Below are 22890 nucleotides of genomic sequence, written 5' to 3' on the forward strand. Positions count from 1 at the left end.
CCTTGAGGTCCAGTGGAACCAGTAGCACCTGTGTTACCTTGAATACCTTGAGGTCCAGTGGCACCTGTATTACCTTGAATACCTTGAGGTCCAGTAGCACCCGTGTTACCTTGAGCGCCTTGAGGTCCAGTGGAACCAGTAGCACCCGTATTACCTTGAGCACCTTGAGGTCCGGTAGCACCCGTGTTACCTTGAATACCTTGAGGTCCAGTGGAACCCGTGTTACCTTGCGCACCTTGAGGTCCAGTGGAACCAGTAGCACCTGTGTTACCTTGAGCGCCTTGAGGTCCAGTAGCACCCGTGTTACCTTGCGCACCTTGAGGTCCGGTAGCACCCGTGTTACCTTGCGCACCTTGAGGTCCGGTAGCACCCGTGTTACCTTGAGCGCCTTGAGGTCCAGTGGAACCAGTAGCACCCGTATTACCTTGAGCACCTTGAGGTCCGGTAGCACCCGTGTTACCTTGAATACCTTGAGGTCCAGTGGAACCCGTGTTACCTTGCGCACCTTGAGGTCCAGTGGAACCAGTCGCACCTGTGTTACCTTGAATACCTTGAGGTCCAGTGGCACCTGTATTACCTTGAATACCTTGAGGTCCAGTGGAACCAGTAGCACCCGTATTACCTTGAGCACCTTGAGGTCCGGTAGCACCCGTGTTACCTTGAATACCTTGAGGGCCAGTGGAACCCGTGTTACCTTGCGCACCTTGAGGTCCAGTGGAACCAGTAGCACCTGTGTTACCTTGAACGCCTTGAGGTCCAGTGGAACCAGTAGCACCTGTGTTACCTTGAGCGCCTTGAGGTCCAGTGGAACCAGTAGCACCCGTATTACCTTGAGCACCTTGAGGTCCGGTAGCACCCGTGTTACCTTGAATACCTTGAGGTCCAGTGGAACCCGTGTTACCTTGCGCACCTTGAGGTCCAGTGGAACCAGTCGCACCTGTGTTACCTTGAATACCTTGAGGTCCAGTGGAACCAGTAGCACCGGTAGCACCTGTGTTACCTTGAACGCCTTGAGGTCCAGTGGAACCAGTAGCACCGGTAGCACCTTGAGGTCCAGTAGCACCCGTGTTACCTTGCGCACCTTGAGGTCCGGTAGCACCCGTGTTACCTTGAATACCTTGAGGGCCAGTGGCACCTGTATTACCTTGAATACCTTGAGGTCCAGTGGAACCAGTAGCACCTGTGTTACCTTGAGCGCCTTGAGGTCCAGTAGCACCCGTGTTACCTTGAATACCTTGAGGTCCAGTGGCACCTGTATTACCTTGCGCACCTTGAGGTCCAGTGGAACCAGTCGCACCTGTGTTACCTTGAGCGCCTTGAGGTCCAGTGGAACCAGTAGCACCCGTATTACCTTGCGCACCTTGAGGTCCGGTAGCACCCGTGTTACCTTGAATACCTTGAGGTCCAGTGGAACCAGTAGCACCGGTAGCACCTTGAGGTCCAGTGGAACCAGTGGCACCTGTGTTACCTTGAACGCCTTGAGGTCCAGTGGAACCAGTAGCACCGGTAGCACCTGTGTTACCTTGAATACCTTGAGGTCCAGTAGCACCAGTCACGCCCGTGTTACCCCTAGGTCCGGTAGCACCAGTCACGCCCGTGTTACCTCTAGGTCCGGTAGCACCAGTAGCACCTGTGTTACCTCTAGGTCCGGTCGCACCAGTAGCGCCCGTGTTACCTCTAGGTCCGGTCGCACCAGTAGCGCCCGTGTTACCTCTAGGTCCGGTCGCACCAGTAGCACCTGTGTTACCTCTAGGTCCGGTAGGTCCAGTAGGTCCTCTGCCGAACGAAGCTGAATTAACTAGAGTAGTTTGTAACTCTGCAATTAATTTAAGGAGTTCTTGGAGTGTACAAGGATCAATTCGGAATAACTTTGTAATGTAAAGTAAATAATTAATTAAAATTTGAAGTTCAACAAATACAGCACTTGCTACGAAGGTTGGATTTTTTAATATAGTTATTAAGTTTTTAATGATGGCTAATCCTTGTGCTTTCAGAGCGGAAGTAGTGTCTAGTGAACAGATGAATTTGCTTAGTAGGTGCAATGTATCTATTAGATTCTCAATGTTTTTGGGAGATGGATTGGCGAAAAGTTTAGGGATTATTTTTATTAAATCGTTAATGATTGCACGGAATGTTCTAATTTGCGCTTTAGTAATTGGAATCGTTGGGGTAGTTGGAATTCGTCCAGCGCTAGTTGGAAAGCATGGATTGGAGTATTTATTTTGATTGTCGTTAAAGCGAGACATTAAATCTCTCCTTTCTAATAAGAATGTGAACGAAACTCATCATAGTAGATGCAGAGAGTAGTTAAATGGTCATAGTGAAATGGATTCTTTCGAGAAAAAATAAAAAAAACGCCTTATTATAGGGCGTTTTTTTTATTTTCAGCATATTGATAATATCGCTTTAGTGAAATTTTTGATTTGAAGCCAACTAATTTTATGATTTCTGGCTCTGGGGTTTGTTTTTTTATTAGGCGTAAAATAAACGTGTTCCGGAAATGTTGTCCAGAAATGCCTTTACGTAAATTGGCTCTTGCTACTTCAAGTCGGATCATTTTTTGGATAGCGATTTCTGTTAGTGCTTTTGGTGCATCGTTTTCGTATACCCATCTGTATGTTCCGCGGTTAAAATCGAATGCAACAAACAACGGGTCATTACTATGGTATTTAGGACGAACTGGTTCTGGAATACTTTTATAATATGTGTACAGTTGTTTTTTGTCTTCGATTGCTAATGTGATTGTTCTTTCTACTCCTGCGGTTGCTGGAATAGAAAGTGTATTAGTTTCAAAATGAACGTGATGCATAGTTAATGCTGTAAGCTCTTGTAAGGATAGTCCGTAGTCGATTAATATACTTAAAATGGCGATATTACGATCCATTAATAATGGACGAACGGGACGTTGTTTTTCTGAAAGTCCTTCTAATGAAGTGACTATATGCTTTAATCTTTTTTCTTCATCGGATGAAATGAAATCTTCATTACGCAATGCACGGTTTGGTTGAATAGTAATTTCCATATCATTCAATGGATTTGGAATGTTAAGAAAATGATGCATTCTATTTAATACAATAAATACACGATGCATTGTTTTCTCAGAGTAGTGTCGATTCTTTTTTAAGTCTGAAAAGTAATCTTCATAGTCTTTTGTACAAAGTGTTGCCCATATATTACTGGAAGGGAGCTTTTTGTTTTTTTCTAACCAATGTCCAAAATCTTCAATGTCATAAACATAACGTTTAATGGTTGAAGACTTTCGGCCTTTATTCAATAAAAAAATAGAAAAGGCTTGTATTGTATCATGGAATTCCGTTGTTTCCATAGTCCCACCACCTTGATTATTTCTTATATTATAGCAAACTTTTCTGAAAATAGGCATTTGCAAGAGGGACTGGAATAATAATATTTGGTGAGTGGATAAAATGAGGTGATTGTATGGAACAATCGATGCGTAAGAAAAATAACAATCAAATTAATATTGTATTAAACCATCGAAAGAAAATTTCGTTACCGGCATCAGAAAATAAAACGGTAATTTCAAGTGAAACCACTACTAAACATGAGATGTTGCAGAGAATTGAAGAAGAGATGGGAAAGCTTGTTGGGATGGATGAAATAAAAAAGATAATAAAAGAAATTTATGCTTGGATTTATGTAAATAAAAAAAGACAAGAGATGGGGTTGAAATCTGAGAAGCAAGTGCTTCACATGTTATTTAGGGGGAATCCCGGTACTGGGAAGACAACCGTTGCTAGAATGATAGGGAAATTGTTGTTTGAGATGAATATTTTATCGAAGGGGCATTTAGTTGAAGCAGAACGTGCTGATCTTGTGGGGGAGTATATCGGTCATACAGCGCAAAAGACGAGAGATTTAATAAAAAAGGCCATGGGAGGTATTTTGTTTATTGATGAGGCGTATTCTTTAGCGCGGGGGGGAGAGAAGGATTTTGGGAAGGAAGCTATTGATACACTTGTGAAGCATATGGAAGATAAGCAACACGGTTTTGTATTAATTTTAGCTGGATATTCAAGAGAGATGAATCATTTTCTTTCATTAAATCCAGGGTTACAATCTCGTTTTCCGTTTATTATTGAATTTGCGGATTACTCGGTAAATCAGCTGTTGGAAATTGGAAAGAGAATGTATGAGGAGCGCGAATATCAGTTATCTAAAGAAGCGGAGTGGAAATTTCGAGATCATTTACATGCGGTAAAGTATTCGTCGCAAATTACATCGTTTAGTAATGGGCGATACGTACGGAATATTGTTGAAAAATCGATTCGTACACAAGCTATGCGATTGTTACAAGAGGATACGTATGATAAATATGATTTAATTGGGATATCAAGTATGGATTTAATGCTTGAAGAGGAGACGCACAGTACGTAAACTGTGCGTCTGTTTTTATGCATAAGTTCGTTTACTCTTTTTTTGCTTTTTCTTGGTGAGTTTTATGAAGACGTTCCATTTTAGCGCTCTTTTCGTGCGCTGAATTTGGATCATGTCCAAATTGGTTTACTGAGCTTTTTTGAGCTCCTTTATTAACATGGTTTGTCATTTGCATTCACCTCGCTTTAAAAATTAGTATAAACATTATGTAAAGAAAAACTCGTTAGAAAAGAAAAACCTCTTTACGATATGTAAAGAGGTTAGATTGCTATTTATGCATTGAGCGCTCCTTTGTATCGATGCGTCTATGCGGTAAATGCCATTTGTAATGAATAGAAACCATGCGGAAGCAAACAATTAAAATGAATAAGGTGTATAGAGCCCAATCGCTAACGATGACTTTAGCGCCAATCAAAAAACCGGCTAAAATCGTCCAAAACGCATATACATCAGCTCGAAGGACGAGAGGTTTTCTACGTGCTAAAAGATCACGAATAATACCGCCGCCAATGCCAGTTAAAACAGCAGCTACAATTGTAGCACTAATTGGTAAATTTAATTTTTGGGCGTATAGAGCTCCTTGTACGGCGAACGCTGATAAGCCGATGGCATCTGTGATGTTTTCCCACTTTTTCCAATGCTTAATTAATTTATTAGGAAAAAGAAAAATGATCGTCATTGATAATAGTGCGATTTGGAATAACATGTCTTGTTGCCAAAACGCGACGATTGGATAACCGATTAATAAATTACGAAGGGCACCTCCCCCAAATGCGGTTGCCATTCCTAAAATATATACCCCGAAAATATCATAATCCTCTTCCATTGCAACAATGGCTCCGCTTAGTGCGAAAGCGATTGTGCCTATGATGCTAAAAATCTCCCATGCCATGAATTTTCTCCCCCGCTAACTAGATGAAATGTGCTTCCTCTGCTATTATATTAGAAGGTTTAAATTTCGAAAAGGATGAGTGAACATATTTGATGGAAGAAAAAGAAAAAATCATATTAGTTGGCTGTCAATTGCCACAAGATGATGATGAAAAATTTATGCATTCCATGAAAGAGCTTGCATCGCTAGCGAAAACTGCGCGAGCGGAAGTGTTAGTATCAACGACGCAAAAGCGCCCGAAGTTTCATCCGGCGACTTATATAGGAAAAGGTAAACTAGAAGAGCTTGCAGCGTTGACGGAAGAATTAGAACCAGCTGTTATTATTTTTAATAATGAGTTAACACCAAGTCAAATTCGGAATTTATCTTCAGTATTAGATGCGAGAGTGATTGACCGAACGCAGTTAATACTAGATATTTTTGCGCAACGTGCGAAATCGAGAGAGGGTAAGCTTCAAGTAGAATTAGCTCAATTGCAATATACAATGCCGCGCCTTATGGGACAAGGTCTTGCTTTATCACGTCTTGGTGGTGGAATTGGTACAAGGGGACCAGGAGAGACGAAGCTTGAGACAGATCGTCGTCATATTCGATCTCGTATTGATGAAATAAAGAGACAACTTGCGGTTGTTGTGGAGCATCGAAAAAGATATCGTGAGAGAAGAAAAGATAATAAAGTGTTTCAAGTTGCGTTAATTGGGTATACAAATGCAGGGAAATCTACGTTGTTTAATAGATTAACGGAAGCTGATACGTTTGAAGAAAACTTATTGTTTGCAACGCTAGATCCGACGACAAGAAAGATGCCGTTACCTTCTGGTTATACAGTGCTTTTGACTGATACGGTTGGTTTTATACAAGATTTACCTACGTCACTAATTGCTGCTTTTCGATCTACGTTAGAAGAAGCTGGGGAAGCGGATGTTATTTTACATGTTGTTGATTCAGCAGATCCTAATTATGTAGGGCATGAGCAGACAGTAAAACAATTATTGTCGGACCTTGAAATTAATCATATTCCTATTATTACGTTATATAATAAAAAAGATAAATTGCATCAAAACTTCATTCCATTTCCGAAAAGTGATTTCTTAATGACTAGTGCTTTTGAAGAAAGTGATTTACTGCGTATAAAAGAAGCGATAGAAACGAAGATGAAGGAAGAAATGGATGATTATAAAGTGGAAATTCCTCCGAGTGAAGGTAGGTTGTTAACACTTTTAAAGACGGAAACGTTATTAACTAAAATGGATTTTCTAGAAGATAAATTTGTATATGATTGTACAGGGTATATATTTGCTCATTCATCGCTTAAGGGGCAATTAAAGAGATTTTTAGTGGAAGAAGGAGAAAATAATGTTTGATCGTTTGAAAAATGGAGAAAAAATTGCTCCAATCGTAAAAGAAGTAGAAAGTCAAATTACAGAAGTACATAAACATGTGGATGAAGTGATTGAGAGTAACCAATTTCGTGTATTAGAAAGTTTTCGTAAACATAAAATTAGCGATTCGCATTTTATTCCGACGACAGGTTATGGGTATGATGATATTGGTCGTGACACGTTAGAAAAAGTGTATGCTGATGTATTTGGGGCAGAAGCGGGTCTTGTTCGTCCGCAAATTATTTCAGGTACTCACGCAATTTCGACAGCTCTATTCGGTATTTTACGTCCAGGAGATGAACTACTATACATAACAGGAAAACCATATGATACGTTAGAAGAAATCGTTGGTGTACGCGGAAAAGGTGTAGGCTCATTTAAAGAATATAATATTGGTTATAACGCAGTTCCGTTAACTGAAGAGGGATTTGTGGACTTTGAATATGTTGCAGCTGCGATCCATAGTAATACGAAGATGATTGGTATTCAGCGTTCAAAAGGATATGCTACTCGTCCGTCGTTTACTGTTTCACAAATTAAAGAGATGATTGCGTTTGTGAAAGAGATTAAACCTGATGTTGTTGTATTTGTAGATAACTGCTATGGCGAATTTATTGAAGAAGAAGAGCCATGTCATGTTGGTGCGGACTTAATGGCAGGCTCTCTTATTAAGAATCCTGGCGGTGGAATTGTTAAAACTGGTGGTTACATTGTTGGTAAAGAGCAGTATGTTGAAGCGTGTGCATATCGTCTAACATCTCCAGGGATTGGTGCGGAAGCAGGGGCATCTTTATACAGTTTGCAAGAAATGTATCAAGGCTTCTTCTTAGCGCCGCATGTAGCGGGACAAGCGCTAAAAGGTGCGATTTTTACAGCTGCATTTTTAGAAAAGTTAGGGATGAATACATCACCAGCTTGGAATGCACCAAGAACGGATTTAATTCAGTCTGTTCAATTTGATGATAAAGATCGTATGATTGCGTTCTGTCAAGCGATTCAATATGCATCTCCAATTAATTCTCATTTCACTCCATATGCAAACTATATGCCGGGTTATGAAGATGATGTAATTATGGCTGCGGGGACGTTTATTCAAGGTGCAAGTATTGAGCTGTCGGCTGATGGTCCGATTCGTCCGCCTTATGTTGCTTACGTGCAAGGTGGGTTAACTTATTCGCATGTAAAGATTGCGATTTGTTCTGCGATTGATGCGTTAATTGAAAAAAAACTATTAACAATTTCTTAAAGGAAAGCTGTCGATTTCGGCAGCTTTTTTCGTGTGAAAGTAATGATTTGTGCCATTAGAAAAAAAATGAAAAAAATTACAAAAAAATCATGTGAGAAAAACTAACATCTATTGACACTAAACATAACATGGTATAAAATGAGAAACAGTTAAGGCGAAGGAGGAACTGAAACAATGAAAGAAGATAGACGTTCTGCTCCGCTGTTTCCAATTGGTATTGTAATGGATTTAACACAATTATCTGCACGTCAAATTCGCTACTATGAAGAGCATAATCTTATTTTTCCAACCCGTACAAAAGGGAATCGTAGATTATTTTCATTTAACGATGTAGATAAATTGTTGGAAATTAAAGATTTGTTAGATCAAGGCTTAAATATGGCCGGAATTAAACAAGTATTGCAAATGAAAGAAAATCAAACAGAAGCAGTGAAAGTAAAAGAAGAAACGAAAGAAATTTCAAAATCCGAGCTTCGCAAAATTCTTCGAGATGAACTACAACATACAGGTAGATTTAATCGGACCTCATTGCGACAAGGTGACATTTCAAGGTTTTTTCACTAAAGATAACTGATTCTGAAGGTGTTTAGAGGGACTAAGGAGGAATTTATAATGGCTAGGTACACAAAAGAAGATATTTTCCGTTTGGCGAAAGAAGAGAATGTAAAGTATATCCGTCTGCAATTTACGGACCTTTTAGGGGTAATTAAAAACGTAGAAATTCCAGTGAGCCAATTAACAAAAGCTCTTGATAACAAAATGATGTTTGATGGATCTTCTATTGAAGGTTTCGTACGTATTGAAGAATCTGATATGTATTTATATCCGGATTTAGATACTTGGGTAATTTTCCCTTGGACAGCTGAAAAAGGTAAAGTAGCTCGTTTAATCTGTGATATTTACAATGCTGATGGTACTCCATTTGATGGCGACCCACGTAACAACTTAAAGCGTGTGTTAAAAGAAATGGAAGCATTAGGATTCTCAGATTTCAATCTTGGACCAGAGCCAGAATTCTTCCTATTTAAAGTTGATGAAAAAGGAAATCCAACATTAGAATTAAACGATAACGGTGGATACTTCGACCTTGCGCCGATGGATCTAGGGGAAAACTGTCGTCGTGATATCGTTCTTGAACTTGAAGAAATGGGCTTTGAAATTGAAGCATCTCACCATGAGGTTGCGCCAGGTCAACATGAAATTGACTTTAAATATGCAAATGCAATTCGCTCATGTGATGACATTCAAACATTCAAGCTTGTTGTAAGAACGATTGCTCGTAAACATGGTTTACACGCAACATTTATGCCGAAACCATTATACGGTGTGAACGGTTCAGGTATGCACTGTAACTTATCATTATTTAAAAATGGTGAGAACGTATTCTTCGATCAAAACGGTGATTTACAATTAAGTGATGATGCTCGTCACTTCATCGCAGGTATTTTAAAACATGCGCCAGCATTTACAGCGGTAGCAAACCCAACTGTAAACTCTTACAAGCGTTTAGTACCTGGATATGAAGCTCCATGTTACGTAGCATGGTCTGCACAAAACCGTAGTCCATTAGTGCGTATCCCTGCATCTCGTGGTATTAGTACACGCGTAGAAGTACGTAGTGTTGACCCAGCTGCGAACCCGTATTTAGTAATGGCTACATTATTAGCAGCAGGTCTTGATGGAATTAAAAATAAATTAACTCCACCAGCTGCAGTAGACCGTAACATCTACGTAATGACAAAAGAAGAGCGTGAAGAAGCAGGTATCGTTGACTTACCAGCAACATTAGCGCAAGCGTTAGTTACTTTACAATCTAATGAAATCGTATGTGGTGCATTAGGTGATCATTTACTTGAGCACTTCATTGAAGCAAAAGAAATTGAGTGGGATATCTTTAGAACTCAAGTTCACCAATGGGAACGCGATCAATATATGTCTCTATACTAAGAGAGAAAAAAGCCCTAATACTACGGTATTAGGGCTTTTTCGTCATTTATCTACAGTGAAAAAAACACGAATGTTGTCGCATTTTTTTTAGTGTCATCAGGAAGTAATTTATTGAAAATAATTTGTGTTGACTCGTTCTGTATAAAGAACTAAAATGGCATTAACTAGAAATGTTTGTATATTAAAAAGAATAAAAATATTGTTTTTTTCTTAAGTTTTCGATGCTAATTTCAAGTTGAAGCTCATTGGTTTTAAATGAGGAGGGAAGTTATGGATAAGGAAATAAATTTGAAAAATCTATTTACTATTATACGGAAAAGGATTTGGATCATTCTATTATTTACAACTCTCACAACAGTAGCAGGAGCGATGTATACTATATATGTAAAAACACCATTATATGCCTCTTCAGCAAGAGTTATTGTTCAAGCTAATGCTGAAACGATGAATACATTGAAAGCGATGGTAAATGAGCCTGTAATATTAGAAAAAGTGGCTGCTGAATTGAATATTAACAGATCTGCAGGTGCATTAAGTGGACAAATAAGTACAGAAAGTGTGCAAGGGTCCCAGATTATGAGAATAAATGTAGTGGATATAGATCCTGTGCTTGCTCATAAAATTGCAAATACTACAGCCGCTGTTTATAAGAAAGAAGTAGCGAATATACTGAATTTTAATAATGTGAGTATATTACCAGAAGACCCAGTTCAAAAACATTCTATGCCTATAAATATAAATCACCTTAAGACGATACTAATTGCATTCTCTATAGGTATGGTGCTCAGTATTGGATTCATTTTTTTATTGGATTCACTTGATGAGAGAATCAAATCGGAACGGCGAATTGAACAATTGTTAGATGTCCCTGTTTTGGGCGGAATATCTAAAATGAATAGAAAAAATGTGAAAGACAAATTCAGTAAAAAAAATACGGTATTATTGGGGGAGGGAACGGAGTGGCTTACAAAAATAGACGAAAAACAAATAAAGTTAAAGGAGAAAGTATAATTGTACATACCGCTCCAAGATCGAAAATTTCGGAGCAGTATCGTTCGCTTCGAACAAACCTTCAATTATCGTCATCTATTCATAAAAGCAGAACTATAGTTATTACTTCTCCGAGGTATGGTGAAGGAAAATCAACGATTACAGTTAATTTAGCAGTCTCAATAGCACAAAAAGGTGAAAAAGTATTGGTAATAGATGCAAATTTACGAACACCAACGATTCATGAAATGTTTGGAGTAGAAAATACAATTGGATTAATTGATATATTGAACGGAAAAACAACTTTAGAGGGCGCCGTGAAAAAAACAGAGATGGAAAGTCTGGATGTATTAACTAGCGGACCGGTACCATTCAATCCATCCGAAGTACTTAGTTCGAGTGCAATGGATATGTTAGTTCAAAAGGCAATGGAACGATATGATATTATATTATTTGATTCTTCTCCTGTACTAGAAGTAACAGATACAAGTGTATTGGCCGATAAGTGTGAAGGTGTATTATTGGTGATACGTTATAATCGTACTGTGAATGAAGATGCGCTTGAAACGAAAAGGGCGTTAAGTTTTACGAAAAGTAGGATATTAGGTGCGATTTTGAATGGAAAAGTATAAATAACATAAATGGACTTTTAAAAAAATTTAATATCCTAATATTAAGGTGTTCTTTATAAAGAATTTTTTAAAGAGCTACGATGTGGTGATGTCTCCTTACCGCTATCAACGGAGGCACTCGATTATGCTGTGGGTTGTGAAAACAACCTTAGATGCGAGTCATCAAGAGTGTAATGTGAGGCCGGGTTAGATGCCCATGTTTTATTAAAGTTTCTAACTATGTGCTTTTAATAAAGAGAATATAGTTAGAAACTTTAAATTTGAAAGAGTTAAGTATGGAATTGATTAAAGGAGGAAGTTACATGACGTATCGGCGGAGGATATCGTTATTGCTTTTAATGGATTCAATGATTGTGTTAAGTGCTATTTTCTTTAGTTATTTCTTTGTAAATGCTAGCTTTAGTGTTATCACTTTATCATCAATTATTAGCTCTATCACTCTATTAGTCAGTCATCATTTATTTGCTTTAATATATAAGTTGTATAATAAAGCTTGGGAATATGCAAGTATAGGAGAATTACTCATTATATGCAAAGTTGTTACATTTTCTATAATTGCTACAGCAGTTGTGCAGCAACTAATCATGCAAAAAATGTATTTTCGGCTGTTAGTTGTAACTTGGATGATTCATATTTTATTAATTGGTGGTTCACGTTTTATATGGAGAATGTACAGAGATATTTATTATGTAAAAAAGGGTGATAAAAAAAGAACGTTAATTGTTGGTGCGGGATCTGCTGGGACAATGGTTGCAAGGCAGTTGTTAAAGAATAGTGCTGCCGAATTAATGCCAGTCGCATTTATTGATGATAATGTAAAAAAACATAACCTTGATATTTGGGGTATTCCAGTAATTGGTGGTAAGAATCAAATTGAGTATGTTGTTAAAAAACTGAATATTGAAATAATAATTTTGGCAATTCCTTCATTAAACAAAAGAGAGCAAAATGTTATTTTGAAAAGATGTTTAAAAACAGAAGTGAAAACTCAAATTCTTCCGATGTTAGAAGACTTAGTAACGGGTAAAGTATCGGTGAACGAATTCAGAGATGTTCAAGTAGAAGATTTATTAGGGCGCGATCTTGTAGAGCTTGATGTGGATGTTATTTCAGATTATATAACTAACAAAGTTATTTTAGTTACTGGTGCAGGAGGTTCAATTGGTTCGGAAATTTGTAGACAAATTGCAAAATTCAGGCCGAAAAGGTTGATTTTACTAGGGCATGGGGAGAACAGTATTTATTCTATAGAAATGGAATTAAACAGAAAATATGGAGATATGAAAGGCACGTTTATTCCTGAAATCGCAGATATACAAGATGAAAAAAAGATGAATTTAATAATGAATAAACATCTTCCAAATGTTGTATATCATGCAGCTGCACATAAACATGTACCACTAATGGAGAATAATCCTGAAGAGGCTGTTAAAAATAATTTGATTGGAACTATGAATGTATCAGAGGCAGCGAGAGCACATGGAGTAGGAACGTTTGTTATGATTTCCTCTGATAAAGCTGTGAACCCGACGAGTGTTATGGGAGCAACAAAGAAATTAGCTGAGATGGTAATTCAACATAAAGATAAAATAAGTCATACAAAGTTTGTTACTGTACGCTTTGGGAATGTCTTAGGAAGTAGAGGGAGTGTTATACCTTTATTTAAGAAGCAAATTCAAAATGGTGGACCAGTTACAGTTACTCATCCTGATATGGTTCGGTATTTTATGACAATCCCGGAAGCATCAAGACTCGTAGTGCAAGCTGGTGCTTTAGCTAAAGGTGGAGAGATTTTTGTATTGGACATGGGAGAACCAGTGAAAATAGTCGACCTTGCCAAAAATCTTATTCGATTATCAGGAAATTCTGTGGATGAAATAGGAATAGAATTTACTGGTATACGCCCAGGGGAGAAACTTTTTGAAGAATTACTAAAAGAAGATGAAATGAATGAAAAGCAAATTCATCCGAGGATTTACGTAGGACAAGAAATGAATGTTCGTATAGAAGAAATTGAAGAGTTTATTTCAAGTTATACAGATTTAAACGAAGTAGAATTAAGAAAACGATTGTTAAAGTTAGTAAATCAGCGTAAAACTTTAAAACTGTTAATACCTGTATCGGGTTAATAGAAAAAATTTATATAAGACGGGTGCGTGGGATGGTGTCTAAAAAAGTTCTGTTTTGTGCAACTGTAGATTATCATTTTAAGGCTTTTCATTTACCGTATTTGAAATGGTTTTCAGAACAAGGATGGGAAGTACATGTTGCAGCGAATGGGAATATACATCTTCCGTACGTAACTCGAAAATATAGTATTCCTATTCAAAGGTCACCTCTTAGTATACAAAACCTCCACGCATATAAAAAACTAAAATCAATTATTGATCAAAATAAATATCATATCATTCATTGTCATACGCCTATGGGAGGAGTAATTGCTCGTTTAGCTGCTCAGAAAGCCAGGCGGCAAGGAACGAAAGTCGTATATACAGCACATGGATTTCACTTTTGTAAAGGATCACCGTATATGAATTGGTTGCTTTATTATCCGATTGAAAGAATTCTAGCTTCTCATACGGATTGTCTAATAACAATTAACCAAGAAGATTATGATTTAGCAGTTAAACATCGCTTTCCAGTGAAAGATATTAAGCTAGTTCACGGTGTAGGAATAGATGTACAACGGTTTACTCTTGTAACTGAAATTGAGAAACGAGAATTAAAGCTACAATATGGCTATAAATCACAAGATTTTTTAATGTTTTATGCTGCTGAATTTAATAAGAATAAAAATCAAAGCTTTTTAATCCGTGTATTAGCACAATTGAAAAATGAAATGCCACATGCGAAGCTTTTGCTTGCTGGAGAAGGTCCGTTAATAGAAGAGTGTAAAAAAATAGCGACTCAACTAGGAGTGACTAACATGGTTCATTTTCTCGGTTACAGAAATGATATAGCTTCCTTACTACAGATGTGTGATCTTGCAGTTGCATCTAGTTACAGGGAAGGTTTGCCAGTTAATATTATGGAAGCCATGGCTTGTGGACTTCCGGTTGTAGCTACTGATAACCGGGGACATAGGGAATTGATTATTAATAATAAAAATGGTTGGATTGTAGATCGTGATGATATAAAAGCAATGGCTGACAGGATAAAGGGTATTTCTATAAATCCTAAAGTATTAGCTCAGATGGGGCAGTATGGATGTACTAGTATTAAAAATCAATATTCAGTAAATGAAGTGTTAAAAGAGAAAAAAGAAATTTATACAACATTTATGGGTGAAATGGAGGATTTAAATTGGGCACTCCATTAAGAGTATTACATGTAGTCGTAAATATGAATAGAGGCGGCGCCGAAACGCTAATTATGAATTTATATCGCAATATAGATCGTTCCAAAGTTCAATTTGATTTTTTAACATGTAAAGAAGGAGTGTTTGATGATGAGGTAGTAAAGTTGGGCGGAGAAATTCATAGAATTCCATATATCACAAACGTTGGTCATAGAGGATATATAAAAGCACTGGATAATTTTTTCACCTCTCATCAAGAATATAGAATTGTACATTCACACATGGATAAAATGAGCGGATTTGTACTTCGTTCTGCTAAGAAGGCGGGAATACCGGTTAGGATTTCACATAGCCATAGTACAAGTAGTGAAGGCGGAACTATGGCGAAGATATATAAATGGTATGCAGGAGCATTTATTGTGCCATGTGCAACACATTTTTTAGCATGTTCAATTACAGCGGCAAAATGGTTGTTTGCTGATAGGTTAAGTACAACTGAAATTTTAAAGAATGGAATTGAATGTGATAAGTTTGCATTTTCTTCAGAAATTAGAGAACAAGTAAGAAAAGAACTGAAACTTCATGAGGATGCTTTTGTAATTGGGCATGTCGGAAGATTTGCGTATCCTAAAAATCATACTTTTCTAATAGATATTTTTGTCCGATTAATAGAAACTCGACCGAAATCTATTCTTTTGTTAGTGGGAGATGGTCCTCTTCGATCAGAGATTGAGAAGAAAGTAGAAAAGCTGAATATAAAAGGTCGAGTCAAATTCTTGGGGATACGAGATGATATCAATCGCTTGTTGCAGGCATTTGATATGTTTATTTTTCCGTCTATTTATGAAGGGTTACCCGTTACCCTTATTGAAGCGCAAGGGGCGGGTTTACCATGTATTATATCAGACACTATTACGCAAGATGTAGATCTGGGTTTGAATTTAGTTGAACAGTGCTCTTTGTTAGATGTAAGAGAGTGGACAGGGAAATTACAAAGTATAGCGGATAGAAAGATATCGAGGAGCATTGCACAATTTACGTTAGCTGAAAAAGGATACGATATAAAAAATATTACTGGATTCACTCAAAAATTTTATGTAGCAGTATCGAGGTGAGAAATTTGAAAAAACTAACGGTTTTTACCCCTACATATAATAGAGCGTATTGTCTTCAGGGGTGTTATGAAAGCTTGAAGCAGCAAACATGTAAAGATTTTATATGGCTTATTATAGATGATGGATCTGATGATAATACAAAAGAGTTAGTGCATTCTTGGGTTTCTGAAGATTACATAGACATACGGTATTATTGGCAACCAAATCAAGGGATGCATGGTGCTCATAATACGGCTTATGAAATGATTGATACAGAACTCAATGTATGTATTGATTCAGATGATTCAATGCCCAGTGATGCCGTAGAGAAAATCATTAATTTTTGGAATGAAAATGGAAATGAACAGGTAAGTGGGATAATTGCTCTTGATTTATATAAAGATGAGAAGGTAATTGGTTCAAAGTTACCATTACATCTTAACCGTTCTACACTTTTTAATCTCTACAATAAACATGGTGTAACTGGAGATAAGAAATTAGTATATCGTACAGAACTAACAAAGAAGTATCCATATCCGATTTTTAAAAATGAGAAGTATGTAGGTTTGGCATATAAATATTATATGTTGGATCAGAAATATGAGATGTTACTGATGAATGAAGCTCTTTGCTATGTTGAATATATGCCTGATGGTTCTTCGATGAATATGTTAAAGCAGTATCGTCAGAATCCAAAAGGTTTTGCTTTTTATCGTAAGGAACTTATGAAGCTACCATTTACAAATAGGTTATTTAAATATAGGCAAGCTGTACATTATGTATCAAGTAGCTTTATAGCAAAAAATATAAGATTTATAAAAGAGTCACCATACAAAGTGCTTACACTTTGCGCACTGCCATTTGGAGTTATTCTTTATAGTTATATAACAGTAAAAACAAGAGTCAAAGCAAATATATAGAAATCTATTTGGTAGTTAAATGAGAGGGAATAATAATGACTATACTTTGGATGAATCTTTTTAGCGTATTCATACTCGCATTTTTTGCAAGGTATTTTGCTATGCCTGTAACTACGGGAATTGTGATGTTAAAGCCGAATCGATTATTGATTTTAATGGCGACTACCTCTCTTGTATTAGTATCTGGTTTTAGAAATAATATTGGTGATACGTATTTTTATATGCATGCTTTTAAAGTTACTGATTTCAATTGGGGGTATATTCAAAATAGTAAGGATGTTGGATTTAGTATTTTACAAATGATATTAAAAGTATATACGGATGATCCCCAAGTTCTAATTTTTATAACAGCGTTAATAACAAATATATTAATAGTAGCAGTTTTATATAAATATTCAAGAATGATTGAGTTAAGTTTATATGTATATATAGCATCGGGTATGTACTTAGTTTCAATGAATGGAGTGAGGCAGTATTTAACAGCAGCAATTATTTTTACCGCCACAAAATATATTTTAGATGGGAATTGGAAAAAATATTTTTTAATAGTCCTGTTTGCATCTACTTTTCATCAAAGTGCTCTTGTATTAATTCCTATTTATTTTGTAGTCCGAAGGAAAGCTTGGTCGACAATAACATTTATACTACTCTTTCTTGCGGTGCTTATTGTGATAGGATTTAATCAATTTGCAGAAGCTTTCTTTGCGACTATAGGAGATACTCAATATGGACATTATAAGGATTTTCAAGAAGGGGGAGCTAATATTCTTCGAGTTGCTGTGGAAGCAACCCCGCTCATCCTTGCTTTTATTGGGAGGCATAAACTAAGAGAGCTTTTTCCGAAGAGTGATTATATCGTAAATATGGCATTATTAGGTCTAGTTTTTATGATTATTTCAACTCAAAATTGGATTTTTGCTAGATTCTCCATATATTTTGGATTATACCAATTGATATTGATATCGTGGGTTATAAAGGTATTTATTGAAAAGGACCAAAAGTTAATTTATTATGCAGTAATATTATGTTACTTTATTTATTTTGTATATGAACATGTTATTACTTTAGGGATAGTTTATAAGAGTAATTTTTGGGGGTAAAATGTATATTTGAAAATCATTCTTAGATGGGAGTAATTTTCAATGTGTAAACTAGAACGACCTAAAAGGGTGCTGCATATCGTTAGTGCGATGGACCGAGGTGGTGCAGAGGCGTTGCTAATGAATGTATATAGGAATGTAGATAGAGAAAAGGTACAATTTGATTTTGTTTCCCATAAAAGTGAAGAATGTGATTATGATAAGGAAATAATTGCATTGGGTGGGAAAATATATCGAATATCTAGCTTAGGACAGGCAGGCCCTCTTTCGTACATTAAAGAGCTTGTTAAGGTAATGTCTAGTAATCAATATGTGGCAGCACATGCACATACTGATTACCAAGGGGGATTTGTTGCTGTTGCTGCTAAAATAGCGGGTATAAAAATAAGGATTTGTCATTCACATAGTAATAATTGGCCGATGGGATCGGGGGTAAAAGGGAAAGTTTTATTGAGTTTTTTACGAACAATTATTACTTATGCGGGAACAAATTATTGTGCGTGCAGTGTAGAATCTGCACGTTTTTTATTTCAAAAAAACATTGATAATTCAAAGGTAAAGATAATGAAAAACGCAATAGATATTAACCAATTTGTTAATGCAAATATACAGGATGATAATGCAGTAAGGAATGAATTCAATATACCAGTTGAACAGAAAGTTATTGGTCATATTGGGCGTTTTTCTGAATCTAAAAATCATATATTTATATTGAAAGTTTTCAATGAGGTATTAAAATATGATCCTAATTTTATGCTTGTTTTAGTAGGAGATGGACCGTTAAAGAACTCTATTGAGCTAGAATCTAAAAGACTAGGTATCTATGAAAAAGTTAGATTTTTAGGAGTAAGAAAAGACATTCCAAGAATTATAAGGATGTTTGATGTTTTTCTTTTTCCGTCACTTTTTGAGGGATTTGGAATTGTTGCATTAGAAGCACAGTGTGCAGGTGTTCCGTGTGTAGTGGCAAATACAATAACTAAAAATGTTGATATGGGATTAGGGATAATATCATTTGTTAGCTTAGATGAAAATCTTAAAATATGGTCTGCAGAAATTCAAAGGGTTTTGGAAAAAGAAAAATTAAATACAGAAATAATAGCTGATACGATCTCGAAGCTCGGTTTTGATATAAAGAGTAATATTCCAGAGTGGTTATTATTGTATGGATTAGAGTATAGGGAATCATAGTTAAATGTAATTACTTTCATAAGAATAAAACTAGTAAAATAAATCGGATGAGGGAGTAAGACATGAAAAAGAAAAAAATTCTCATTACATCATTTGATATGGCAATTGGAGGAGTAGAAAGAAGTTTAATTGGTTTATTGAATACAATCGACTATAGCAAATATGATGTAGATTTAATGTTATTTAAACATGAGGGAGAGTTTCTTTTTTTATTACCTAAACTGCCTAATTTGTTAAAGGAAGTAAAACAATATACTACTTTTAGAAAATCAATTAAACAAATATTGCAAGAAGGGCAAATTACAATTGGGATGGCAAGGACTTTAGGGAAAATTTTGGGAGATGTGCATGGGAGATATGTGAAAAGTGCAGAGGTGGGATATTTCGTTATTCAGTATGGATGGAGAATAACTTTACCATTTATACCGAAACTGGAAGAGGAGTATGATGTAGCAATTAGTTTTTTATGGCCCCATTATTTTGTTGGAGATAAAGTTCGAGCGAAACGAAAGATTGGTTGGATTCATACAGATTATTCAAATATAAACCTTAATGCAAGCATGGAGTATAAAATGTGGAGCAAAATGGATAACATCGTAGCAGTTTCAGAAGGATGTCGAGATTCATTTCTTAGTATTTTACCAAATGTAAATAAGGATGTTGAAATTATAGAAAATATATTATCTCCGGAGTTCGTACGTGAGCAAGCACACAGGGAAGATATTATGAAAGAACTACAGATGAAACCAGGAAAAATAAAGCTTGTTACTGTAGGGCGGTTATCATATGCAAAAGGAATAGACGTTGCTATGCATGCCTTAAGAAAGTTATTAGATGAGGGATATGATATGGAATGGTATGTAGTTGGGTATGGAGCGCTAGAAGCTGAACTTAGAAAGTTATTAGTGGAACTTAACCTGGGAAAACATTTTTTTTTATTGGGTAAAAAGACAAATCCCTATCCATATATAAAAGCATGTGATATATATGTGCAGCCATCAAGGTATGAGGGGAAAGCTGTAACAGTTCGTGAAGCACAAATTATCGGAAAGCCAGTACTTATTACTAATTTTTCAACTGCTAAAAGTCAGGTACAGGATGGAATTGATGGATTAATAACTGAGATGGGAATAAACGGGATAGTTAATGGAATAAAGAAACTTATTGAAGATACAGAATTAAGGGAAGCACTGGTAGAAAATACTCTTAAAGGTGAATATGGAAATTGTAATGAAATCAATAAATTATACGCATTATTTTCGTAAAGGGAGAATAAGTAAATGATTTTTAATATTTTGAGCGCAATAAAAACACTTTAGGGTAGTGATAGTGATGAAGAAAAAAATTGTATTCGTTATAGATTCGCTACAAAGTGGAGGAGCTGAAAAAAGTTTGGTTTCTTTACTTTCTTTATTTGATTATACGAAATATGAAGTTGATTTGTTAATGTTCTCTGCCAGTGGATTGTATTTACCATTACTTCCAAAACAGGTAAAGGTTTTAGAAGTACCGACGATTATTAAAAGACAGGCTGAGAAATATAATTATTTAATCAAACATAAATACTTTAAAGAGTTATTTCTTAGAGTTGGGGCTTCTATATCTCTTAGAAATCCATACATAAATAAAAAATTACATGCAGCTCAAGTAGTTTGGAGATGGGTGTCTAAAGGGATGGATAGTTTAAAGGGGACATATGATGTTGCCATAGCTTATAGTCAAGGAATGCCGACATATTTTGTGGCGAATAAGGTTTACGCAAGTAAAAAAATTGCCTGGGTGAATACAGATTATAGGTTAGCTGCATATAATAAAGATTTTGACTTGAACTATTATGAGGAATTTAATGAAATAGTAGCTGTTTCCGATTGTTGTAAGGAAGTATTGATTCAAGAAATTCCCAAAATAGAGTCGAAAATTCAGGTTGTCTATGATATTATATCGCCGACGTTAATTAAATCGATGGCAAATGAGAGTAAAGGATTTAGTGATCAGTTTGAGGGATTACGAATATTAACGATTGGTAGGTTAGTCTATGAAAAAGGATATGAATTGGCCATAGAAGCTTGTTATAAATTAAAGCAAAAAGGCTATAGATTTAAGTGGTATGTAATCGGCGAAGGAAATCTTCAAAGTGAACTCGAGGATAGGATAAGTAAATATAATTTACACGATACTTTCATATTATTAGGTACATACAAGAATCCCTATCCCTTTATAAAACACAGTGATATATATGTACAACCCTCTAGGTATGAAGGATTCGGCTTGGCAATAGCAGAGGCTAGAATATTTCAAAAACCTATAGTAGTAACCGATTTTGTTACAGTTCATAATCAAATCAAACATAGAGAGAATGGTTTAATAGTGAAGATGGATTCGGAAGCAATATATGAAGGAGTGAAAGAAATTATAGAAAACGATTTGCTAAAAAAACGGTTATTTGAAAATTTAAGGAAAGAAAAGGTTGGAACGGAAGAGGAAATTGAGAAGATATATGCTTCTTTCAATTAAAGGATTTTATAAATAGAAAGAATGGGGGAACTATGAAAAAGAAAATACTTTTTATGATTATAAATATGAATATAGGTGGTACGGAGAAGGCCTTATTAAATATGGTAGCAGAAATCCCAAAAGAAAAATATGAAGTGACAATTTTAATGTTAGAGAAAAAAGGAGATTTTTTGAATTTTATTCCAAAGGAGGTTCATATTGAGTACGTAAAGGGTTACAAGGAAATGCAATATATATTGAATAAACCAACACGATTAGTTATAGCAGATTTTATAAAACAAAGAAAAATTGTAAAAGCGCTGCAACTGGCAGTGTTGTACATAATCTCTAAGATTATGAAAGAACGGAGTGTTATTTTTAAATATTATTTACAGAATTATGAAGGTACTTATAAAAATTATGATATTGCTATCGCTTATGCTGGACCAATGGATTTTATTAGTTACTTTGTGGCAAATAAAGTAGAGGCTAGACGAAAGATTCAATGGATCCATTTCGATATTGAAAAGATATATTTTAATAAGCATTTTGTTAACAAAGTATATAAAAAATTTCAACATGTTTTTGTAGTTTCAGATTTAGGAAAGATGAAACTTACTCAAACTGTTCCAGAATTGATAAATAAAACAGAAACTTTTTTACATATTATTTCACCTGAAATGATATGTAAAATGGCAAATGAAGGAATTGGGTTTACGGATGATTTTGAGGGCGTAAGAATCCTTACTGTTGGTAGATTGAGTATAGAAAAGGGGCAGGATTTGACAATATCTGTGTTAGCTAAGCTTAAAGAAGCTGGCTTCAATGTTAGATGGTATTGTATAGGAGATGGAAAGGAAAGAGGAATGTATGAAAAGCTTGTGGAAAATTACGATGTCCAGGGTGATTATATATTTTTAGGAGCAGTTTCGAATCCCTATCCATTTATGAAACAATGTGATTTATATGTTCAACCGTCTCGATATGAGGGATACTGCATAACACTTGCAGAAGCTAGATGTTTTAATAACCCAATTATTAGTACAGATTTTACAGGAGCAAGTGAACAGATAATCCATAACCACAATGGATTAATAGTTCAATTTGATGAGCAGCAAATGTATGATTCTATTGTACAGATATTAAGTGATAAATTGCTGGATGAACGGTTGAGAAAAAATATAGAAAAAGAAGTGGTAGATACGAGAGAAGAGTTAAAAAAGTTATATAGAATAGCCAATTCTAATAGGTAACTTATTTTAGAAGGTATTATTATCGCATTACAGAAATATGGGCGGTTCGCTATTATA

The 22890-nt window shown here is 35.8% G+C and carries 20 protein-coding genes; 16 read left to right on the forward strand and 4 right to left on the reverse strand.

All coding sequences use genetic code 11. The features are described 5' to 3' along the window. Window positions 1-2246, reverse strand: a 2246-nt coding sequence (locus ABH959_RS12245) for a collagen-like repeat preface domain-containing protein (protein WP_404492636.1), incomplete at its 3' end; no start/stop codon positions are given. Between the two features lie 116 nt (window positions 2247-2362). After that, entirely contained in the window at window positions 2363-3325 is a 963-nt protein-coding gene (locus tag ABH959_RS12250; protein ID WP_002128613.1) for a tyrosine-type recombinase/integrase, read from the reverse strand. Between the two features lie 113 nt (window positions 3326-3438). Here ABH959_RS12250 and spoVK point away from each other — a divergent pair, with 113 nt between their 5' ends. Beyond that, entirely contained in the window at window positions 3439-4395 is a 957-nt protein-coding gene (spoVK, locus tag ABH959_RS12255) for a stage V sporulation protein K (RefSeq protein WP_002014481.1), read from the forward strand. A gap of 31 nt (window positions 4396-4426) precedes the next feature. Here the strand turns inward: spoVK and ABH959_RS12260 are convergent, their stop codons facing one another. Both ABH959_RS12260 and ABH959_RS12265 read right to left on the reverse strand, forming a co-directional pair. Beyond that, window positions 4427-4564 carry a hypothetical protein gene (locus ABH959_RS12260; RefSeq protein WP_002087943.1) on the reverse strand — a complete coding sequence of 46 codons (138 nt, stop codon included), beginning with the start codon at window positions 4562-4564 and terminating at the stop codon, window positions 4427-4429. A gap of 99 nt (window positions 4565-4663) precedes the next feature. Next, the gene (locus ABH959_RS12265; RefSeq protein ID WP_002014478.1) at window positions 4664-5287 is read right to left on the reverse strand and encodes a trimeric intracellular cation channel family protein; all 624 of its coding nucleotides are present in this window, start codon (window positions 5285-5287) and stop codon (window positions 4664-4666) included. A 92-nt stretch (window positions 5288-5379) separates the two neighbouring features. Here ABH959_RS12265 and hflX point away from each other — a divergent pair, with 92 nt between their 5' ends. The 15 genes from hflX (at window position 5380) to ABH959_RS12340 (ending at window position 22833) form a co-directional block, all read left to right on the forward strand. Next, a complete protein-coding gene (gene hflX / locus ABH959_RS12270; RefSeq protein ID WP_404492637.1) occupies window positions 5380-6651 on the forward strand; it encodes a GTPase HflX in 1272 nt (423 codons plus the stop codon). Further along, window positions 6644-7915 carry a methionine gamma-lyase family protein gene (locus tag ABH959_RS12275; protein WP_113936897.1) on the forward strand — a complete coding sequence of 424 codons (1272 nt, stop codon included), beginning with the start codon at window positions 6644-6646 and terminating at the stop codon, window positions 7913-7915. The genes hflX and ABH959_RS12275 overlap by 8 nt, the downstream gene beginning before the upstream one ends. Before the next feature lie 174 nt (window positions 7916-8089). Beyond that, a complete protein-coding gene (gene glnR, locus ABH959_RS12280; RefSeq protein WP_002014475.1) occupies window positions 8090-8479 on the forward strand; it encodes a transcriptional repressor GlnR in 390 nt (129 codons plus the stop codon). Window positions 8480-8527: 48 nt separating this feature from the next. Further along, on the forward strand, window positions 8528-9862 hold the full coding sequence (gene glnA, locus ABH959_RS12285) for a type I glutamate--ammonia ligase (RefSeq protein ID WP_002014472.1): 1335 nt from the start codon (window positions 8528-8530) through the stop codon (window positions 9860-9862). 270 nt (window positions 9863-10132) lie between these two features. Beyond that, window positions 10133-10873 carry a YveK family protein gene (locus ABH959_RS12290; protein ID WP_002167787.1) on the forward strand — a complete coding sequence of 247 codons (741 nt, stop codon included), beginning with the start codon at window positions 10133-10135 and terminating at the stop codon, window positions 10871-10873. Continuing rightward, entirely contained in the window at window positions 10822-11484 is a 663-nt protein-coding gene (locus ABH959_RS12295) for a CpsD/CapB family tyrosine-protein kinase (RefSeq protein ID WP_113936898.1), read from the forward strand. Before ABH959_RS12290 ends, ABH959_RS12295 begins: the two co-directional genes overlap by 52 nt. A 302-nt stretch (window positions 11485-11786) precedes the next feature. Further along, window positions 11787-13613, forward strand: coding sequence for a polysaccharide biosynthesis protein (locus tag ABH959_RS12300; RefSeq protein ID WP_002165237.1), 1827 nt, complete (start codon window positions 11787-11789; stop codon window positions 13611-13613). A gap of 32 nt (window positions 13614-13645) precedes the next feature. Next, window positions 13646-14803: a glycosyltransferase family 4 protein gene (locus ABH959_RS12305; RefSeq protein ID WP_404492638.1), complete on the forward strand. Its 1158-nt coding sequence runs from the start codon at window positions 13646-13648 to the stop codon at window positions 14801-14803. After that, window positions 14788-15897: a glycosyltransferase family 1 protein gene (locus ABH959_RS12310; protein ID WP_113936900.1), complete on the forward strand. Its 1110-nt coding sequence runs from the start codon at window positions 14788-14790 to the stop codon at window positions 15895-15897. Before ABH959_RS12305 ends, ABH959_RS12310 begins: the two co-directional genes overlap by 16 nt. A 5-nt stretch (window positions 15898-15902) precedes the next feature. Further along, entirely contained in the window at window positions 15903-16796 is an 894-nt protein-coding gene (locus tag ABH959_RS12315) for a glycosyltransferase family 2 protein (protein WP_404492639.1), read from the forward strand. 35 nt (window positions 16797-16831) lie between these two features. After that, on the forward strand, window positions 16832-17896 hold the full coding sequence (locus ABH959_RS12320) for an EpsG family protein (RefSeq protein ID WP_113936902.1): 1065 nt from the start codon (window positions 16832-16834) through the stop codon (window positions 17894-17896). A 42-nt stretch (window positions 17897-17938) separates the two neighbouring features. Continuing rightward, window positions 17939-19087, forward strand: a complete 1149-nt coding sequence (locus tag ABH959_RS12325; RefSeq protein WP_113936903.1) for a glycosyltransferase family 1 protein — start codon at window positions 17939-17941, stop codon at window positions 19085-19087. Between the two features lie 62 nt (window positions 19088-19149). Beyond that, on the forward strand, window positions 19150-20352 hold the full coding sequence (locus ABH959_RS12330) for a glycosyltransferase (RefSeq protein ID WP_404492640.1): 1203 nt from the start codon (window positions 19150-19152) through the stop codon (window positions 20350-20352). 67 nt (window positions 20353-20419) lie between these two features. Beyond that, window positions 20420-21601: a glycosyltransferase gene (locus tag ABH959_RS12335; RefSeq protein ID WP_113936905.1), complete on the forward strand. Its 1182-nt coding sequence runs from the start codon at window positions 20420-20422 to the stop codon at window positions 21599-21601. A gap of 32 nt (window positions 21602-21633) precedes the next feature. Beyond that, the gene (locus ABH959_RS12340) at window positions 21634-22833 is read left to right on the forward strand and encodes a glycosyltransferase (protein WP_404492641.1); all 1200 of its coding nucleotides are present in this window, start codon (window positions 21634-21636) and stop codon (window positions 22831-22833) included. The last annotated feature ends 57 nt before the right edge of the window (window positions 22834-22890 follow it).

Source organism: Bacillus sp. RC51 (genome assembly GCF_044908115.1).
Taxonomy (GTDB): Bacteria; Bacillota; Bacilli; order Bacillales; family Bacillaceae_G; genus Bacillus_A; species Bacillus_A mycoides.

Bases quoted from the DNA above. Each gene is read 5' to 3' on its own strand.
- ABH959_RS12250 (WP_002128613.1), bottom strand. From the start codon at position 3,325: ATGGAAACAACGGAATTCCATGATACAATACAAGCCTTTTCTATTTTT.
- spoVK (WP_002014481.1), top strand. From the start codon at position 3,439: ATGGAACAATCGATGCGTAAGAAAAATAACAATCAAATTAATATTGTA.
- ABH959_RS12260 (WP_002087943.1), bottom strand. From the start codon at position 4,564: ATGACAAACCATGTTAATAAAGGAGCTCAAAAAAGCTCAGTAAACCAA.
- ABH959_RS12265 (WP_002014478.1), bottom strand. From the start codon at position 5,287: ATGGCATGGGAGATTTTTAGCATCATAGGCACAATCGCTTTCGCACTA.
- hflX (WP_404492637.1), top strand. From the start codon at position 5,380: ATGGAAGAAAAAGAAAAAATCATATTAGTTGGCTGTCAATTGCCACAA.
- ABH959_RS12275 (WP_113936897.1), top strand. From the start codon at position 6,644: ATGTTTGATCGTTTGAAAAATGGAGAAAAAATTGCTCCAATCGTAAAA.
- glnR (WP_002014475.1), top strand. From the start codon at position 8,090: ATGAAAGAAGATAGACGTTCTGCTCCGCTGTTTCCAATTGGTATTGTA.
- glnA (WP_002014472.1), top strand. From the start codon at position 8,528: ATGGCTAGGTACACAAAAGAAGATATTTTCCGTTTGGCGAAAGAAGAG.
- ABH959_RS12290 (WP_002167787.1), top strand. From the start codon at position 10,133: ATGGATAAGGAAATAAATTTGAAAAATCTATTTACTATTATACGGAAA.
- ABH959_RS12300 (WP_002165237.1), top strand. From the start codon at position 11,787: ATGACGTATCGGCGGAGGATATCGTTATTGCTTTTAATGGATTCAATG.
- ABH959_RS12305 (WP_404492638.1), top strand. From the start codon at position 13,646: ATGGTGTCTAAAAAAGTTCTGTTTTGTGCAACTGTAGATTATCATTTT.
- ABH959_RS12320 (WP_113936902.1), top strand. From the start codon at position 16,832: ATGACTATACTTTGGATGAATCTTTTTAGCGTATTCATACTCGCATTT.
- ABH959_RS12325 (WP_113936903.1), top strand. From the start codon at position 17,939: ATGTGTAAACTAGAACGACCTAAAAGGGTGCTGCATATCGTTAGTGCG.
- ABH959_RS12330 (WP_404492640.1), top strand. From the start codon at position 19,150: ATGAAAAAGAAAAAAATTCTCATTACATCATTTGATATGGCAATTGGA.
- ABH959_RS12335 (WP_113936905.1), top strand. From the start codon at position 20,420: ATGAAGAAAAAAATTGTATTCGTTATAGATTCGCTACAAAGTGGAGGA.
- ABH959_RS12340 (WP_404492641.1), top strand. From the start codon at position 21,634: ATGAAAAAGAAAATACTTTTTATGATTATAAATATGAATATAGGTGGT.